Here is a 16,148-nt window from a genome sequence, read left to right as displayed (position 1 = left end):
AGCCGGAGTGCAGTGGACCAGAGCACCGCTCGACCTGGGACGACGTCCCGCGCGATCGCGCCGCCGGCCTATCCGGCGTCAGCCCCCATGGCCCGAACCAGACTGGCGGGCCGCATGTCGGTCCAAACAGCTTCGATCGCTTCCAGGCATTCCTGACGCGACCCTTCCGAACCACTGACGCGCCAACCGCCCGGAAGGGCGATATTCGCAGGCCACAGCGAGTACTGGCCCTCGTCGTTCACCAGCACCAGAAACCTGCCCGACTCGTCGTCGAAAGGATTGGTCACAGCATCCCCCTTCATGGACACCCATCAGTCATTTCCCGGCTCGCTACGCCGACCACCTTCACAGCCACGCCGACGAGCCTTCGGCCCACGCGGCGCGACGGGCCGAACGAAGAAGCGAATCGCTCCGCCCCCCGGCATTACAGCGACACATAGGCGGGTCAGCCCAGACGGCCGTGACGCTGCCCTTTCATGCCAATCACACTAAGCGAACCGCGACGGCCAAAGGTACACATTCGATCGATTACCGGCGAGTAGATATTTGAGGAATGGACATCAGGGCTGCCCGGGACATATGCCAAACACCCTCCCAGCGCAACTATTCAGTCAATCCGATGCCTTAATTGTCGAGAATCTTCGCTTATCACCCATGCAATTCCAGTGAGTCTCGTATGCACTCTCACATGCGCGCACGGGAACCTCGCCGTGCTCCCGTGCGCCGAGCATGCGCCGTCCAGAGCGTGCCGTCATACCGAGGCCCATCGAACTGCTGGAGCGTCTCGCTGCGGCCGACTTGAGCGCCGGCGCCATATGAGCACCGCCCCGGCCCGGGCCGGTGTTCCGGCGCGCGATCTTCGGCGTCGGCCCTTCCCGTGGACCTTCACCACGTCCCTCTACGTGGGCTCCAGCCTCAACCCGATCAACAGCTCCATCATCGCGACCGCCCTGGTGCCCATTGCCACCGAGCTGCACGTCTCGGTCGGCAGCACCGCCGTACTGGTCTCCTCGCTCTACCTGGCCAGCGCCGTCGCGCAGCCCACCGCGGGCAAGCTGGCGGAAGTGATCGGCGCACGCCGGATCTCCTCTCCGGGATCGTGCTGGTGCTGCTCGGCGGCCTGGTGGGCGCCCTCGGCCAGAATCTGACGGTGCTGACGCTCGCCCGGGTGCTGGTCGGCATCGGCACCTCGGCCGGGTTCCCGTGCGCCATGGTGCTGATCCGCCGCCGCCCCGAGGAGGCCGGTCTCGACGCTCCGCCGGGCGGGGTGCTCGGCGGCATCGCGATCGCGGGCATGGCCGTCCTCGCGGTCGGCCCGCCGATCGGCGGTCTGCTGGTGGGCGCCGCGGGCTGGCGCTGGGCCTTTCTGATCAACAATCCTGTCACTGCCGTTGCGCTGGTGATGGCCGCCCGCTGACTTCCCGGGGATACCGGACTCGACCGCACGCAGAGCGGATTCCGCCGGGTCGCCGACCGGATCGACCTGCCCGGCATCCGCGCGACACGGCCAAGGCCAACCCTGCATCCACCGGCCTCGCCGACTTCCTGGTGACCCGACTCGACGTCACCGACCCCGCCGGCATCGAGCTGGCCGTCAAGGAGGCACTCGATCGCTTCGGCGCCATCGACGCCCTCGTCAACGCCGCCGGCTACGGCCAGGTCGGCGCGGTCGAGGAAGTCAGCGCCGACGAGCTGCGCGACCAGTTCGAGACCAACGTGGTGGGCGTTGTCCAGGTGATCCAGGCCGTACTCCCGCACATGCGGGAACGCGGCTCCGGCCACATCCTCAACATCGGTTCCATGGGGGGCCACGTCAGCCTGCCCACGATGGCCGTGTACTGCGCTTCCAAGAGCGCTGTGCAGAACCTGACCGAGGGACTGGCCGCCGAGGTCGGCCCGCTCGGCATTCGCGTCACCCTGGTTGAACCGGCGGGCTTCAACACCCAGTTCGCGACCAACTCGGCGCTCCCCGCCCCGTCGATCCCCGCCTATGCGCCCGCTTACGCAACCATGGCCGCATTCGACAAGCAGGCGGTCAGGTCGACGCCACCGGATGCCCTCGGCTGAAAGCGTCGGGTCCAGGCGGTGCGGTCGGGGCCTCGAACCACGGGACCAGCCCCCGACCGCCTGGACCGCTCGCACTCGCGCAGGGCGGTGCGCCACAGGTGGTCCTGACCTGGGGGACGCCTTGGCGAGCATGTGTCGAGCCAATGAGTCGGGCGTCCCGGGGACCAGCCGGCCCTGACGCCGTCGGGCACCTGAGGCCCCCAGCGCCGACCAGGGCGTCGCGAGCACGAGTGACCGTCGTGGCGAAGTCGGTGTCGCCCTGCTCGTGGTCTCTCCCACCGGGCCTCCCCTCCTCAAAAATACCCCCCGGGGTACCCGTGCTACCGTCTGACACATACCCCCGGGGGTAATTGCTGATGGAAGGGAGTACCTCGTGTTCTTCGTCGACACGATCGAAATGGCCGGACTCGGCAACCGCAGCTACCTGGCAGGCGGCGAGCGGACGGCGGTAGCGGTCGATCCTCCGCGCGACATCGACCAGGTGATCGCGGTGGCGGCGCGACGAGGGGTGCGGATATCCCACGTGGTCGAGACACACGTCCACAACGACTACGTCACCGGTGGCCTGGAGCTGGCCCGGGTCACGGGCGCCGCCCACCTCGTCCCCGCCGGGGCCCGGGTCTCGTACGAGCGCGTGCCCGTGCACGACGGCGACCGCTCCGAGATCGACGCCACCGCGGGCCTGACACTGCGCGCACTGGCGACAGGCGGCCACACCCCGCACCACACCTCCTACGTGCTGGAGGAGAACGGGACGGACGTCGCCGTGTTCACGGGCGGTTCGCTGCTGGTCGGCACGGTCGGCCGGCCCGACCTGGTCGAGCCGCGGCTGACGGAAGACCTCGCGCGGGCACAGCATGCCTCGGCGCACCGGCTGGCCACCGAGTTGCCGGACGATACCGTGGTGCTGCCCACGCACGGCTTCGGCAGTTTCTGCTCGTCCGGCCAGGCTGAGGGCGGGTCGACCACGATCGGCGAGGAGAAGGCGTCCAACGAGGCGCTCACCCGTGACGTCGACACCTTCGTCGCCGACCTGCTGGCCGGCCTGGACGACATCCCGGCGTACTACGCGCACATAGGCCCGACCAACGCCGCCGGACCCGCGCCGGTCGACCTGACCCCGCCCGCCACCGCGGACGCCGCGGAGATCGCCGCCCGGCTGGCCGACGGGGAGTGGGTGGTCGACCTGCGCAACCGTGTCGCCTTCGCCGAAGGGCATGTCGCCGGCTCGTTCAACTTCGAGGCCGCGGGGCAGCTCGCCACCTACCTGGCCTGGCTGCTCCCGTGGGGCAAGCCGGTCACACTGCTGGCCGAGTCCACCGAGCAACTGGCCACCGCCCAACGCGAGTTGGTCAGGGTGGGCGTCGACCGTCCGGCCGCTGCGGCCACCGGAGAACCGTCGCGCTGGGTACGGGAAGGCGAGACTCTCGTCTCCTTCTCGCGGGCCACGTTCGCCGATCTCGCCGGGCATTCCAAGGACGGCGTCGTCGTGCTGGACGTGCGACGGGCCTCGGAACGGGCGGCCAGCTTCGTCGAGGGCTCGGTCCATATCCCCATCCACTCCCTCCACCGCAGCCTCCACGAGGTCCCCGAAGGGCAGGTCTGGGTGCACTGCGCCGGCGGCATGCGCGCCGCCATCGCCGCGTCTCTGCTGGACGCCGCGGGCCGTGACGTCGTCGCCGTCGACGACTCTTTCGCCGCGGCCGAGAAGGCCGGGCTGACCGTCCGCACCCGTTGACGGCGCTGCCACAGATCACCGCACCCAGAAGACGAACAGGAGCGAGAACCACGATGAGCCTCTTTCGAGGCAGCCGGGGCGGCTCGGCGCGGGTGACCGTGCAGGAGGCCGCCCCGCGCACCGGCCACGGGCGGGTCGCCGGAAACACCGGAACCGGAAACAGCAGGGCCGCCGTGCTGCTCGACGTCCCGGAACCCTACGAGTGGCAGGCCGGCCACGCCCCCGACGCCGTACACCTGCCCCTCGCGGCGCTGGTCGCCGGCGCCGGGCTGCCCATCGAGGCACAGGCTGGGTCAGTCGTCGTGATCCGCCGGTCGGGCAACCGCTCCCGGTGGGGCGCCGAACTGCCCCGAGCGCAAGGCGTCGAGGCCGTCGACGTCATGGACGGCGCCGAGGGCTGGGCCGATGCAGGACTGCCGGTGGTGGACTCGCGCGGCAGAAACGGGACCGTCGCGTGAGCGCTGTGATACTCGCCTTGGTCGCCGGTGCCGTCATCGGCCTGGCGCTCGGCGCTCTCGGAGGCGGCGGCAGCGTACTAGCTGTGCCGGCGCTGATCTACCTGCTCGGTTTCACCCCGGTCGCGGCCACCACCGCGAGTCTGGTCATCGTCACGGTCACCTCTGCCACCGCGCTGTCCGCACACGCCCGCGAGGGCCACGTCCGCTGGCGTACGGGGCTGCTCTTCGCGGCAGCGGGAATCGGCCCGGCGATGCTGGGCGGAGCGTTCGCCGGGCGCCTGCCCGCGGCCGTGCTGACCGCGGCCTTCGCCGCGGTCGCGGCTGCTGCCGCGCTACGGATGCTCAGGCCGCGCTCCTCGTCGGAAAGTGTCGCCCCCGTGCGGTCCGGCCGGGCGGCGGCCGCCGGTGCCGGGCTGGGCGCGGTCACCGGCGTGCTCGGCGTCGGCGGTGGCTTCCTCGCGGTGCCGGCCTTGGTCGACGTCCTCGGCCTGCGGATGCGATCGGCGGTGGGCACCAGCCTGCTGGTGATCACCATCAACTCGCTGGCCGCACTGGCGATGCGCACCGGGACCGCCCACGGCCTGAACTGGGGTGTCATAGGTCCGTTCGCCGGAGCGGCGATCCTGGGCGCGTGGGACGGCAAACGCCTGTCAGCGAAGTTGTCGGGACAGACGCTTCAGCGGGTCTTCGCGCTCGTCCTGCTGGCGGTGGCCGGCTTCATGCTGGTCGATGTCGTGGTGTGATGGGCGGCCGAGCAGGATGCCTTACGCCAGCGACAGGAAGAGCTTCTCCAGTCGGGCACGCATTGTCTCCATGTCCTCGCCGTTCTTACGGCCCGACTCGACGTCGGCCACGCATCGCTGCAGGCCGGTGGCGATGATCGCGAAGCCGGCACGGTCGAGTGCCCGCGAGGCGGCGGCCAGTTGCGTGACGACGTCCTCGCAGTCCCGGCCCTCCTCGATCATGCGGATCACGCCGGAGATCTGGCCCTGCGCACGCCGCAGCCGGTTCAGCACGGCCCTCAGGGACGCACCCTCAAGCTCCAGTTCCACGATCACTCCTCGGAAAATACCCCTAGGGGTACTGTACGTCCCTGTTCGGGACGGCGGCGACCATCAAGGATCACATCTGTCATGACCAGCCCTCTCACCCCCCTGACGCTCGGCACCGACCAGGCCCGAACCCGGCTGCACGAGCTCACCGTCATCGACGTACGCACCCCCGGCGAGTACGCCTCCGGCCACTTGCCCGGGGCCCTCAACATCCCCCTGGATCAGATCCGGCGCGCGCTGCCCGAGATCCGGTATGCCGCCGAGCACGGCGATGTCCTCGTGGTGTGTGCCTCCGGCTCCCGCTCGGAGCGCGCCTGCAAGCTCCTGGCCGAGCAGGGCATCCCCGCTGCCACCCTTGCAGGCGGGACCGGCGCGTGGGCCTCGGAAGGACACGACCTGCACCACCCCACGGCCTGTGAGACCCGGGCGGCCTGGAGCATGGAGCGGCAGGTGCGTTTCACCGCGGGCGTGGTGGTACTCCTGGGTCTGGCCCTGGGCCTGCTCGTGCACCCGGCCTTCCAGATCCTGTCGGCCGGCATCGCCGGCGGCCTGGTCTTCTCCGCGCTCACCAACACCTGCGGCATGGCGGTGATGCTGGGCAAGCTGCCTCACAACCGGCCCCGCGCGGCAGATCTCGACTCCACGCTCGCCGCCCTGCGCGGGCGCTGAGTCGGACACTGCGGGCTCCATGCACACCCTGCGTGGGGCCCTGGACATGCGCTGGATGCGCGTGCCCTCGGCAGAGTTTCAGCGGTAGGTGAGCAGTCGGCGGCCGTCGCCGGTGAAGTGGGCGTGGTCGTTGAAGGTGAGGAGGCTGGTGCCGGAGCTGCCGACGACGAGGGTCGTGACGGCGGCGTTGACCGTGACCCGGTTGAGGGCGACGACTCCGGCGGACGGCAGGGACAACAGGGCGCCGCAGAGCGCGGCGAGGACTCCGCCCGAGGTGACGACCACCGCGTCGCGGCCCCGGCCGAGCGCGGTGGACAGCTCGGTCAGCGCGGCGGTGATTCCGTTCTCGAAGGCTCCCCATCCAGCTGGGCCGGTCTCCTCCGTGTCCTCGATCCACGCCTCAAGTGCCCGGTCGAGCAGCCCCTGTACGGCGCGGGAGTCCGCCTGCGCCTCCGGGGCCGGGTCGGTGTGGCGGGCCAGCAGGGCGAGGTGGTCGTACTCGTTCCAGCGTGGGTCTTCGCGCACGGGATCCTTGAATCCGGCTGCTTCCGCGAGGAGTTGGGCCGTGTCGCGTTGGCGGGTGAGGGTGCCGGTGACGAGGTGAGGGTCGCGCAGATCGCGGCGGGCGAGTTCCAGGCCGACGGCGGTGGCCTGTTCGCGGCCGAGGTCGGACAGGGCGTCGTAGTCCTGTGCGCCGAAGGAAGCCTGGCCGTGCCGGACCAGGGAGATGAGTGGCATGCGGATGTCCCTCTCTGTCAGCTTCCGGCACGGCGGATCGCCGAACGGCAGCGGCGATCAAGGTAGTTGACCGCGAGCCAGAGGTTGCGGAAGGCCGGGTTGCGGGTCTGCTTGTGGTGGTGGCGGCAGTAGATCTGCTGGGCGATCACGCTCGGAGGAAGCTCAGTCGAGACAGAACTCGTTGCCCTCGATGTCCTGCATCGCGATGCACGACTCATTGTCGTCATCGGCAAGCAGCAGTCGCACGCGTACCGCGCCGAGCGCGACCAGCCGTGCGCACTCGGCCTCGAGCGTGGCGAGGCGCTCTTCACCCACGAGCCCGGTGCCGACCCTCACGTCAAGATGCAGCCGATTCTTGACGACCTTGCCTTCGGGCACGCGCTGGAAGTACAGCCGCGGTCCCACACCTGAGGGATCGGTGCAGGCGAACGCTGAACCCTGCCGCTCAGGCGGCAGCGAGCGATCGAAATCGTCCCACGTAGCAAACCCCTCCGGTGGCGGCGGGACGACGTACCCCAGCACCTCGCACCAAAAGCGAGCGACGCGCTCAGGCTCTACGCAGTCGAAGGTGACTTGGAACTTCTTGATCGACGACATCGGCGCACGATAGCAGGGGCTCTGTTGCTCAATTCCCGGTGTGGATCCGCATGTTGTCGGGAGGACGGCCCCCGCTCGCCGCTGCGGCCTCGAACTCCCCACCACCCTCGCCTTCCGGGGAGTCGGGGCCTGGCTCGGGCGGGACCGGCAGGAGGGCGCGCCGGGGCGCGGGTCGGCCGGACGCCGCAGGGCCGGGGAGGGGTCGGTGCGGTTCTCGTTCCTGACGGGCATGGGCTCACTCTGGGATCGGGCAGGTTCTCGGCATCACCGGTTCAGCGTTCCTGACTGCACGAGCTGGTCGAACATGTCCTCCATGGACTGCTGGGCGGGCCGGTAGCGCACGCCGAGGGCGTGGCGGCTCTTGGCGGTGTCGCCGCGCAGGTCGAAGCCGATGTTGCGCCGCAGGAACCCGCGCTCGAGTCCGGCCGCCGGTGCGAGCGCGACAGCAAGGGCCTTGGGCAGCGCGCGGCGCGGGAGTGCGTAGCGCGACCCGTAGGCGGGCAGGAGCCTGCGGCCCAGATCGACGACGTCGGTGCTCTCCGCCGCGAGGAGATGACGCCCTTGCGCATCGGGCAGGAACGCGGCCGCCAGGTGCGCGTAGGCCACCTCGCGAACATCGACGACGGTCAACGCGATACGAGGAGCGCCCATGCGCATCTGGCCGCTCGCCATCTGCTTGGCGATGGTGAAGCTCTCGCTGGTCGGGTCGGCGTTCAGGGCGGGGCCGATCACCAGGCCCGGGTTGATGACGACCAGGCGCCAGCGGTCCTGCGCCCCCGCCATCAGCCACGCCTCCTTCTCGGCCAGGGTCTTGGAGTAGCTGTAGGGCTCGCGGGTCAGCGACGAGGTCGTGTTCCAGGTCTCCTCGGTCACGATCCGGCCCGGGACCTTCAGGAGGTCCTCGGCGTCGCCGATCATCGCGGCGAACGAACTGGTGAGCACCACCCGCTCGACGCTGCCGGTCTCGTTCGCGGTGCCGAGCACGTTGCGTGTGCCGCGCACGGCCGGGTCGACGAGGTCGCGCTGCGCATCCTCCACGGACCGCACGAACGGTGAGGCGGTGTGGATCACGATCCGGCATCCCTGCATGGCCTCCGCGTAGGAGCCGTCGCGCAGCAGGTCGGACTGGAACAGGCGCAGCTTTCCGGGCGAGGCGTCGGCGGCGTCGAGAAGGTGCCGCACCTTGCCCGTGTTGCGCGGGTCGCGGACAGCGGCATGGACGGTGACCCCGGCATCGAGCAGGCCCTTCACGATCCAGCCGGCGACATAGCCGGTGGCACCGGTGACCAGGACCGGCGCGCTCGCGTCGACCGGCAGGTCACTGAGATCGACCTGGGTGTCCATGGGATTCCTTTCACCCTCGTGACGCATGGGGAGGGACTCGTAGTCGGCGTCGAACACGCCGATTTTTCAGGTATTCATCAGTACTGTTGCCATGATCCAGTGCGGGGAGGGCACCGCTCGTCGGCCGTGACCACGATCGCGGACACCTTCCCCCCGGCTGAACACGGCTGAAGCCCGGTTCAGCCCGCCCGGTCACGGCCTTCCGCGCTGCGCGCTAGCTGTTCACCAGCAGGATCTTGCCGAGGTGCCCGCCGGCCTCCATGAGCCGGTGCGCTTCGGCGGCCTCGGCCATGGGCACGGTCTGGTCGATGACCAGCTGCACGGCTCCGCTCTCGATCATCGGCCAGACGTTCTTCTGCACCTCGGCGACGATGGCCGCCTTCTGCTCCTTGGGCCGGGTGCGCAAGGTGGTGCCGTGCACGGAAATGCGCTTGACCACCAGCTCGGCCAGGTTGAGGTTGCCCTCCAGGCCGTTCTGCAGGCCGATGACGACCAAGCGTCCGTCGGCGGCGAGGGACCGGACGTTGCGTTCGAGGTAATCCCCGCCGATGACGTCGAGGATCACGTCGTACGGGCCGTGCTCGGCGAAGTCCTGCGTGCGATAGTCGATCGCCACATCGGCGCCCAGTTCCCGCGCCCGCGCTACCTTCTCGGGTCCGCCGACGGTGGTCACGACCCGTGCACCCAGCGCCTTGGCGATCTGGATCGCCGCCGTGCCGACGCCTCCGGCCCCACCGTGCACGAGGAGGGTCTCGCCCTCCCGCAGCCCGGCGGTCATGACGATGTTGGACCACACAGTGGCGTGGCGACCGCTTCGGGCAGGCCGGCGGCCTCGACCAGGCTGATTCCCTTGGGCACCGTGAGCAACTGTCCCGCGGGGACGGCGACCTTCTGCGCGTAGCCGCCTCCCGTCAGCAGCGCGCAGACCTCGTCACCCACCTGCCGGCCGGTCACCCCCTCGCCGACGGCGCTGATCCGGCCCGAGACCTCCAGCCCCGGATACGGCGACGTCCCCGGCGGCACCGGGTAGAGACCCTGACGCTGCATGATGTCCGCCCGGTTCAGGGCGCCGGCCACCACATCGATGACCACTTCACCCACGGCGGGCATCGGGTCCTCGACCTCGATCCATTCCAGGACCTCAGGGCCGCCGGGTTCCTTGATCGATACCGCCTTCATGACGCTCCGTTCACATGGCTGGGACAGGGGCTCACGCGGACGTCCGGGACGGGGTGCTCGCGACATGTCGTTGCCAGAAGTCCGCGGCGCCGAATGTGCGCCATGAGGTCACGCGCACCGCACCGAAGGAGGGGCTGAATGACAGCTTGCGTCCGGAATACCCGGGAGCCCAATGTTGACGCCACACACATTAGGGGACGGGAGTGTGCAGCGTCAACATCGAGCCGCGGCAGCCGTCGCGCGGGCGGCTCACGGCGCACCACCGCCACCCGAGCCTGACGCCGGATGCGCCCGCCGATGCCATGGGAGTGGACGCGGGTGCCGACGGACCGGTACTGCCGGTCCGGCTGCGGCACGGCGCGGATCACCGCCCCCTTCTCGCCCGCTCGCCACCCCCTGCCAATGGCACGCGACCCGCTACGCGGTCGCCTGGTCGTGCGGTGCGGCTGCCGTCCGCGACAGCGCCGCGGGGGCGGTGAACAGTGCTTGGACGGCGGTGCGGACCTGGTCGGCGACCACCTCGGGGGTGGAGGTGTCGAGCTTGCCGTCGAGATGCAGGAAGGCCAGGCCGTGGACGAGAGCCCATATCGTCGTCGACAGCGCGTCCGGATCGGCGCCGGGGAAGGCGCCGCGGACGATACCCCGGACGTACTCCGAGATGGCGGTGGTCGCGCTGACCCGTTCCTCGTTGTCCGGATCGCAGGGCTCGGCGAACATCACCCGGAACAGCGCCGGGCGATCGAGCGCGAAACGGACGTAGGCAACGGCGACAGCGGCGAGCTCGTCGGGAGTCGTGGGCGCGGGATGTGCCGCGGCCAGGTATTCGGCGAGTTCGCGGTAGCCCTGCGCGGCGACCGCGGAGACGAGCGCGTCGCGGTCCGCGTAGTGGCGGTACGGGGCCGTCGCCGACACACCGGCCCGCCGCGCCACCGCCCGCAGCGACAGCCCGGCGCTGCCGTCCTCCTCGAGGAGTTCCCGCGCGGCACGCAGACAAGCGGCCCGCAGATCGCCGTGGTGATACGAACCGCCCGCTTGCGGCATAGGTCACACTCCCTCATGTTTACGTCGCCTACATCGCTGGCCTAATGTGAACGCTGCATACATCGTAAGTGATTGAGATCGAGAGGGGAACTCGGATGACCAGCGAGCTGTTCTCGCCATTGTCCCTGCGCTCCGGGCAGGTGCTGAACAACCGGATCGCGAAGGCGGCCATGGAGGAGAACATGGCCGGCGAGGGCCAGCTCCCGGGCAAGGAGCTGTTCGGGCTGTACCGGCGCTGGGCGGAAGGCGGCACCGGACTGCTCATCACCGGCAACGTCATGGTCCACGCCGAGGCGCTGACCGGCCCCGCCGGTGTGGTGCTCGACGAGGCCGCGCCGCTGGAGCCCTTCGTCGAGTGGGCCAAGGCCGCCAAGTCCGGCGGCGGGGCGGTCTGGATGCAGATCAACCACCCCGGCCGCCAGATCGGGTCCGACATGCCCGGTGTCGTATGGGGCCCGTCCGCGGTCGCCGTCGACCTGGGCAAGCACAGCAGCCGCTTCGGCAAGCCCGTCGCCATGACCCCCGAGCAGATCCAGGCCACCGTGACCCGGTACGCGGTCACCGCTCAACGCGCCGAACAGGCGGGCTTCGACGGTGTCGAGGTCCACGCCGCACACGGCTACCTGCTGTCACAGTTCCTGTCCCCCCTGGTGAACAAGCGCCCCGACCAGTGGGGCGGATCGCTGGAGAACCGGGCCCGGATGCTGCTGGACGTCGTCCGCGCGGTTCGCGCCGCCGTCTCCCCGTCCTTCGCGGTCGCGGTGAAACTCAACTCCGCCGACTTCCAGCGCGGCGGATTCGACGCCGACGACGCACGCCAGGTGATCGAGATGCTCGCACCGCTCGGCGTCGACCTGGTCGAACTGTCCGGCGGCAGCTACGAGAGCCCGGCGATGTCGGGCCGCCCCGCCGACGCACGTACCCAGGCCCGCGAGGCGTACTTCCTCGACCTGGCGAAGGACCTGGTCAGGACCAGCCCGCTGCCGCTGATGCTCACCGGCGGCATCACCCGACGCGACACCGCGGAGAGGGTCCTCGCCAGCGGTGTGGCGCTCGTCGGGATGGGCACCGCCCTCGCCGTCACCCCGGAACTGCCCGACCGCTGGCGCCAGGGCCGCGAGGCCGACGAGCAGCTGCGGCCGGTCACCTGGTCGGACAAGGCTCTCGCCTCGGCCGCCGGCATGGCACAGGTCCGCCACCAGATGCGCCGCATCGCCCGCGGAAGCCGTCCCACGCCGAGCACCCACCCGGGGTTGGCCCTCATCTCCGAGCAGCGAAAGCAGCGACGGGCCCTGCGCCGCTACCGCGCCTGGCTGTCCGCGTCACAGGGCACCGCGTAAGCGTCCCACCCGGAAGGGCCCCAGGTGCTCGTCGCTCGCCGCGACCGCCTGGGGCCCTTCCGGTCTGTCGTCACGCTGCTCCTCGTTGCGGCCATCTCGAAGATGGGAGCGTCACCAGCCTGGTGTACGGCGACATGGACGGCCCGCTCTACGCCAGACGGCGCGGCTCCATCGGAACCGCGCCGTCTGGTTTCCGGCGTTTCAGCGAACGCCGACCGCCTTGAGGACCTTCAGTGCGCCGGTCAGGAGAACGGCCCAGGTTTCGGGCGAGACACTGGCCGGCGGGGTGAACCCCTGGATGCGCTGGTGGGCAACGGTCTGGGGCTCGGTGTACTTGAGGATGCCGTCGGCACCGTGGCGACGACCGAGTCCTGAGTCGCCCATGCCACCCATCGGCGCGTCGATGCTCCCCCACGCGGCGGCGAAGGCCTCGTTCACATTGACGGTGCCGGCGTGCACGCGGGCGGCGACGGCGCGGCCCCGGGCCCCATCACCGGACCAGACGCTGGCGTTGAGGCCGTACGACGTGGCGTTGGCCCGGGCGATCGCCTCGTCGACGCTGCGGTAGGAGTAGACCGAGACGACGGGACCGAAGGTCTCGACGTCGTACAGCGTCATGTCGGGGGTGACGTCGGTGAGGACGGTCGGCTCGTAGAACAGCGGGCCGAGGTCCGGTCGCGCCTTGCCGCCGGCGAGCACCGTCGCGCCCTTGGCCACGGCGTCGTCGACGTGCGCGGTGACGGTCTCCAGCTGGGAAGGGGTGGTGAGGCTGCCGACGTCGATGCTGTAGTCGTAGGCAGCCCCGATCCTGAGCCGCTCGGTGCGCGCGACGAACGCGTCGACGAACCGGTCACGGATCGACTCGGCCACGTACAACCGCTCGATGGAGACGCAGAGTTGGCCGGCCGAGGGGAAGCACGCGGCGACCGCGCCGTCGGCGGCCTTGCCGATGTCCGCGTCGTCCAGGACGATCATGGCGTTCTTGCCGCCGAGTTCGAGGGACGCGCCGATGAGGCGCCGGCCGGCATCGCTCGCGATCTCGCGTCCGCTGGCCGTGGAGCCCGTGAACATGACGTAGTCGGCGTTGTCCATCAGCGCGCCGCCGACGGAACTGCCCCGCCCGACCACCATCTGCCACACGCCCGCGGGCAGACCGGCCTCCTGCATCAGGTCCAGAGACCACAGCGCGGTGAGCGCGGTCTGGGTGTCGGGCTTCTGGACGACGGCGTTGCCGGCCATGAGTGCCGCGATGGCGTCGCCTGCGGCCATGCTCAACGGGTAGTTCCACGGGGAGATGACCGTGACGACGCCCTTGGGGTGGCGCAGTTCGGTGGTGTGGGTCAGCAACGGGATCGCACCGCGGCGCCGCTTGGGCTCCAGGTACCTGGCGGCGTTGCGCGCGTAGTACCGAGAGGTGATCGCGATGTCGACCACCTCGAGGAAGGCGTCGCGTCGGGTCTTGCCGTTCTCGGCCTGCATCAGGTCCAGTGCCTCGTCCTGACGGGCCATGACGAGGTCGTGGAAGCGCAGCAGGATCTTCTTGCGCCGGCTCAGCGATGTGGCGGCCCATGCTTTCTGAGCGATACGAGCGCGCGCGAATGCGTCCTCGACGTCCCCCGGCGTGGAGACCGGCAGATCGGCCAACGCGGCACCGGTGTATGGGACGTTGGTGGTGACCCGCGTGGCGTCGGGCGCCGCCACGACCCGCGCGGCCAGCCGCTCGATCAGGGCCGGGGTGAGCGAGGCGGGCAGCATGGCGCCGCGGGCGGCAGTCGTGGGGAGGGTGGCGTGGTCGGTGGCCATGGAGGGAAGGGCTCCTTACTACCGGCTGTGGACCGAGGTCGGGACCGGCATGTGCAGGGCGAGTTGGCCCTCCGTGACGACGTCGAACTGAATCGTCCGGATCGGGTTGAGGGAACGGAGGTCGTCGGCCATGCGGCCCTCCCCCACCTCGAGCGCGAGATTGCGCGGGACCAGCTCGGTGCCGGCCGACAGCACGTTGGTCTGACTCAAAGTCGAGTGCCACGCATCGCCGATCGACGTGTACGAGGTGAGGGTCGAGACACGCCTGCCGCTCGGGTAGGCGGTCTGGGCGGGCGTGGCCGCAAGCAGCGACAGGTCGGTTCCGCCGGCGTCGTTGGCCACGCGTGCGGTCGTCCGGTTGGCGTCGATGTCGACGTCGAGCTCGGTGACCCACTTGGGGAAGCCGTAGCCGTCGTGGCCGCGCACCTGGGCGATGTCCGTGCTCACCGGCAGGGACAGCACGTAGGAATCGAGGTGCTCGTTCTTCAGGGCGGTGACGAGGTCGAAGAACCCGAGCTTGCCGTGCCGTGCCGGCTTCACGGCGATCCCGACGGCGGCCTCGGTGTAGAAGTCGATGTCGCACACGTCGTAGCGGAAGAACATCACGGATATCAGCCCGAGACCCGGCGCCACCTCCAGCGGCGCCAGCTCCTTGGGCAGCCGGGAACGGATCGCGCGGGAGCGGGCGAGCATCGTGATCCGGGCGGTCGAGATGCGGTAGTAGAAGTTCGGGGTGAGCGTGGCACCGATCGGAGAGTCGACCTTGGTCTTGGGCAGCCGCCGGAAGAAGTCCACGCTGCTGACGCGCGGGTCGCGGGCGACCTCGTCGAGGTCGGTGTCCATCCGATAGCGGTCGTACAGGCCGCCCTTGGGGACCGTGACCGTACGGCCACCGAGGTCGGCCTTGACTGTTTCCTGCTGGTCCTGCTGGTCCTGCTGGTCCTGCTGGTCCTGCTGGGACGAGGGCATCGACACGGCTCCCTGGCTCGCATGTTGACGGTGATTACATGAGAGTAGACTCGGATGTAAGCACCGTCAACAACCTCACGGTGGGGAACGACGAAGCCGGGTCCGCCCGCGCCACGAGGGCGTCGGCGGACCCGGCCTGCGAGTCCCCGCGTACGAGAGAGTGGATGTGCGGCTTCCTCAGCTGCCGTGCAGCGCTGTCCGCAGGAAGTCGATGGCGATCTTGCGGGCGATGTTGGCGGCGCGGGTGTCGCGCAGGCTGTCCAGGAGGAGGAAGTCGTGGACCATGCCGGCCACACGGACCGAGGTGACGTCCACATCGGCCTCGCGCAGCTTGTTGGCGTACTGCTCGCCCTCGTCGCGCAGCACGTCGGCCTCGTCGGTGATGACCAGGGTGGGTGGCAGGCCCCGGAGCTCCCCCAGGGGCGCCTGGAGCGGTGCGGCGTACTTCTCGGCGCGCTGGGCGGGTTCGGTGGTGTAGGCGTCCCAGAACCACTTCATGCCGTCGCGGGTGAGGTAGTAGCCCTCGGCGAACTGGACATAGGAGGGGGTGCCGAAGTCGGCGTTGGTCACCGGGTACAGGAGGCACTGGGCCTTGAGGTCGATCCCGTCGCGGTCCTTGTTCATCAGCGCGAACACCGCCGACATGCAGCCGCCGACCGATTCGCCGGTGACGGCGACGCGCGAGGTGTCCAGGCCGTGCTCCGCACCGTGTTCCATGACCCACTGGCCCACGGCGTAGTTCTGCTCCACCTGGGTGGGGTACTTCGCCTCCGGCGCGCGGTCGTAGACCGGGAAGACGCCCGCGGCGTTCGCGCCGACGGTCAGTTCGCGGAAGAGGCGGTCATGGGTCTTGTCGTCGCCGAAGACCCAGCCCGCGCCGTGGATGTAGAACACCACCGGCAGCGGACCTGTCACACCCTTGGGCCGGATGATGCGGGTACGGACCGTGCCCCACTCGCCGGCGTCGACGTCGACCCACTCCTCGTCGACGTCCGGGCGGGGCACGCTCGGGTCGCTCTGCAGGCCGAGCAGGATGTCACGGCCCTTTTCCGGGGGGACCTCGTAGATCCGGGGGTGCGGGGCGGTCGCCTCGGCCAGCCCCTTCGCGGCGGGTTCGAGGTACGGGGTGATCGGCGGCGGCAGCTCGGTCATG

At 70.0% G+C, this 16,148-nt stretch carries 16 protein-coding genes and 2 pseudogenes; 7 read left to right on the top strand and 11 right to left on the bottom strand.

Features of this window, described 5'->3' with window-relative positions:
• Positions 1–68: 68 nt before the first annotated feature.
• Positions 69–287, bottom strand: a complete 219-nt coding sequence (locus ABZ910_RS27570) for an MbtH family protein (protein ID WP_361369853.1) — start codon at positions 285–287, stop codon at positions 69–71.
• A 528-nt stretch (positions 288–815) separates the two neighbouring features.
• Between ABZ910_RS27570 and ABZ910_RS27565 the strand changes: the two are divergent.
• From ABZ910_RS27565 to ABZ910_RS27545, 5 genes and pseudogenes are all read left to right on the top strand, one after another.
• A pseudogene (locus ABZ910_RS27565) lies at positions 816–1,417 on the top strand (MFS transporter).
• Positions 1,351–2,067 carry an SDR family NAD(P)-dependent oxidoreductase gene (locus tag ABZ910_RS27560; RefSeq protein WP_361369894.1) on the top strand — a complete coding sequence of 239 codons (717 nt, stop codon included), beginning with the start codon at positions 1,351–1,353 and terminating at the stop codon, positions 2,065–2,067. Before ABZ910_RS27565 ends, ABZ910_RS27560 begins: the two are co-directional and overlap by 67 nt.
• Before the next feature lie 373 nt (positions 2,068–2,440).
• Complete coding sequence (locus ABZ910_RS27555; protein ID WP_361369851.1) at positions 2,441–3,805, top strand: MBL fold metallo-hydrolase; 1,365 nt, start codon at positions 2,441–2,443, stop codon at positions 3,803–3,805.
• A 53-nt stretch (positions 3,806–3,858) separates the two neighbouring features.
• Positions 3,859–4,263 (top strand): rhodanese-like domain-containing protein, encoded by a 405-nt coding sequence (locus ABZ910_RS27550; protein ID WP_361369849.1) that lies wholly within the window; start codon positions 3,859–3,861, stop codon positions 4,261–4,263.
• On the top strand, positions 4,260–5,006 hold the full coding sequence (locus ABZ910_RS27545; protein ID WP_361369847.1) for a sulfite exporter TauE/SafE family protein: 747 nt from the start codon (positions 4,260–4,262) through the stop codon (positions 5,004–5,006). The genes ABZ910_RS27550 and ABZ910_RS27545 overlap by 4 nt, the downstream gene beginning before the upstream one ends.
• A 21-nt stretch (positions 5,007–5,027) precedes the next feature.
• Here ABZ910_RS27545 and ABZ910_RS27540 read toward each other — a convergent pair whose 3' ends face one another.
• Positions 5,028–5,315 carry a metal-sensitive transcriptional regulator gene (locus ABZ910_RS27540; protein WP_361369845.1) on the bottom strand — a complete coding sequence of 96 codons (288 nt, stop codon included), beginning with the start codon at positions 5,313–5,315 and terminating at the stop codon, positions 5,028–5,030.
• An 81-nt stretch (positions 5,316–5,396) separates the two neighbouring features.
• On the opposite strand from ABZ910_RS27540, the gene ABZ910_RS27535 reads away from it, so the two are divergent.
• Positions 5,397–5,984, top strand: coding sequence for a rhodanese-like domain-containing protein (locus ABZ910_RS27535; protein WP_361369843.1), 588 nt, complete (start codon positions 5,397–5,399; stop codon positions 5,982–5,984).
• Between the two features lie 78 nt (positions 5,985–6,062).
• Here ABZ910_RS27535 and ABZ910_RS27530 read toward each other — a convergent pair whose 3' ends face one another.
• The 6 genes and pseudogenes from ABZ910_RS27530 to ABZ910_RS27505 all read right to left on the bottom strand — a co-directional run bounded on the left by ABZ910_RS27530 (position 6,063) and on the right by ABZ910_RS27505 (position 10,883).
• Positions 6,063–6,722, bottom strand: a complete 660-nt coding sequence (locus ABZ910_RS27530) for a histidine phosphatase family protein (RefSeq protein WP_361369841.1) — start codon at positions 6,720–6,722, stop codon at positions 6,063–6,065.
• A 17-nt stretch (positions 6,723–6,739) separates the two neighbouring features.
• Positions 6,740–6,871 carry a hypothetical protein gene (locus tag ABZ910_RS27525; protein WP_361369840.1) on the bottom strand — a complete coding sequence of 44 codons (132 nt, stop codon included), beginning with the start codon at positions 6,869–6,871 and terminating at the stop codon, positions 6,740–6,742.
• Between the two features lie 13 nt (positions 6,872–6,884).
• Positions 6,885–7,319, bottom strand: coding sequence for a VOC family protein (locus ABZ910_RS27520; RefSeq protein ID WP_361369838.1), 435 nt, complete (start codon positions 7,317–7,319; stop codon positions 6,885–6,887).
• A gap of 264 nt (positions 7,320–7,583) precedes the next feature.
• On the bottom strand, positions 7,584–8,663 hold the full coding sequence (locus tag ABZ910_RS27515; RefSeq protein ID WP_361369836.1) for an NAD-dependent epimerase/dehydratase family protein: 1,080 nt from the start codon (positions 8,661–8,663) through the stop codon (positions 7,584–7,586).
• A gap of 214 nt (positions 8,664–8,877) precedes the next feature.
• Positions 8,878–9,842 (bottom strand): annotated as a pseudogene (locus ABZ910_RS27510) (NAD(P)H-quinone oxidoreductase).
• A 417-nt stretch (positions 9,843–10,259) separates the two neighbouring features.
• Positions 10,260–10,883 (bottom strand): TetR/AcrR family transcriptional regulator, encoded by a 624-nt coding sequence (locus tag ABZ910_RS27505; protein ID WP_361369834.1) that lies wholly within the window; start codon positions 10,881–10,883, stop codon positions 10,260–10,262.
• A 95-nt stretch (positions 10,884–10,978) separates the two neighbouring features.
• Here ABZ910_RS27505 and ABZ910_RS27500 point away from each other — a divergent pair, with 95 nt between their 5' ends.
• Positions 10,979–12,223 (top strand): NADH:flavin oxidoreductase/NADH oxidase family protein, encoded by a 1,245-nt coding sequence (locus ABZ910_RS27500; RefSeq protein ID WP_361369832.1) that lies wholly within the window; start codon positions 10,979–10,981, stop codon positions 12,221–12,223.
• Between the two features lie 201 nt (positions 12,224–12,424).
• On the opposite strand, the gene ABZ910_RS27495 is transcribed toward ABZ910_RS27500, so the two are convergent.
• The 3 genes from ABZ910_RS27495 to ABZ910_RS27485 form a co-directional block, all read right to left on the bottom strand.
• Entirely contained in the window at positions 12,425–14,026 is a 1,602-nt protein-coding gene (locus ABZ910_RS27495; protein ID WP_361369830.1) for a succinic semialdehyde dehydrogenase, read from the bottom strand.
• Between the two features lie 18 nt (positions 14,027–14,044).
• Positions 14,045–14,995: an acetoacetate decarboxylase family protein gene (locus ABZ910_RS27490; RefSeq protein WP_361369828.1), complete on the bottom strand. Its 951-nt coding sequence runs from the start codon at positions 14,993–14,995 to the stop codon at positions 14,045–14,047.
• 177 nt (positions 14,996–15,172) lie between these two features.
• Positions 15,173–16,147: an alpha/beta hydrolase gene (locus ABZ910_RS27485; RefSeq protein ID WP_361369826.1), complete on the bottom strand. Its 975-nt coding sequence runs from the start codon at positions 16,145–16,147 to the stop codon at positions 15,173–15,175.
• Position 16,148 lies beyond the last annotated feature (1 nt).

This window comes from Streptomyces sp. NPDC046805 (assembly GCF_040645355.1).
In the GTDB taxonomy this organism is placed as follows: Bacteria; Actinomycetota; Actinomycetes; order Streptomycetales; family Streptomycetaceae; genus Streptomyces.
The sequence above is the reverse complement of the archived record's forward strand: the minus strand, read 5'-3'. Positions and strand labels throughout refer to the sequence as shown.

Bases quoted from the DNA above. Each gene is read 5' to 3' on its own strand.
- ABZ910_RS27520 (WP_361369838.1), bottom strand. From the start codon at position 7,319: ATGTCGTCGATCAAGAAGTTCCAAGTCACCTTCGACTGCGTAGAGCCT.
- ABZ910_RS27530 (WP_361369841.1), bottom strand. From the start codon at position 6,722: ATGCCACTCATCTCCCTGGTCCGGCACGGCCAGGCTTCCTTCGGCGCA.
- ABZ910_RS27495 (WP_361369830.1), bottom strand. From the start codon at position 14,026: ATGGCCACCGACCACGCCACCCTCCCCACGACTGCCGCCCGCGGCGCC.
- ABZ910_RS27500 (WP_361369832.1), top strand. From the start codon at position 10,979: ATGACCAGCGAGCTGTTCTCGCCATTGTCCCTGCGCTCCGGGCAGGTG.
- ABZ910_RS27490 (WP_361369828.1), bottom strand. From the start codon at position 14,995: ATGCCCTCGTCCCAGCAGGACCAGCAGGACCAGCAGGACCAGCAGGAC.
- ABZ910_RS27515 (WP_361369836.1), bottom strand. From the start codon at position 8,663: ATGGACACCCAGGTCGATCTCAGTGACCTGCCGGTCGACGCGAGCGCG.
- ABZ910_RS27550 (WP_361369849.1), top strand. From the start codon at position 3,859: ATGAGCCTCTTTCGAGGCAGCCGGGGCGGCTCGGCGCGGGTGACCGTG.
- ABZ910_RS27505 (WP_361369834.1), bottom strand. From the start codon at position 10,883: ATGCCGCAAGCGGGCGGTTCGTATCACCACGGCGATCTGCGGGCCGCT.
- ABZ910_RS27535 (WP_361369843.1), top strand. From the start codon at position 5,397: ATGACCAGCCCTCTCACCCCCCTGACGCTCGGCACCGACCAGGCCCGA.
- ABZ910_RS27485 (WP_361369826.1), bottom strand. From the start codon at position 16,147: ATGACCGAGCTGCCGCCGCCGATCACCCCGTACCTCGAACCCGCCGCG.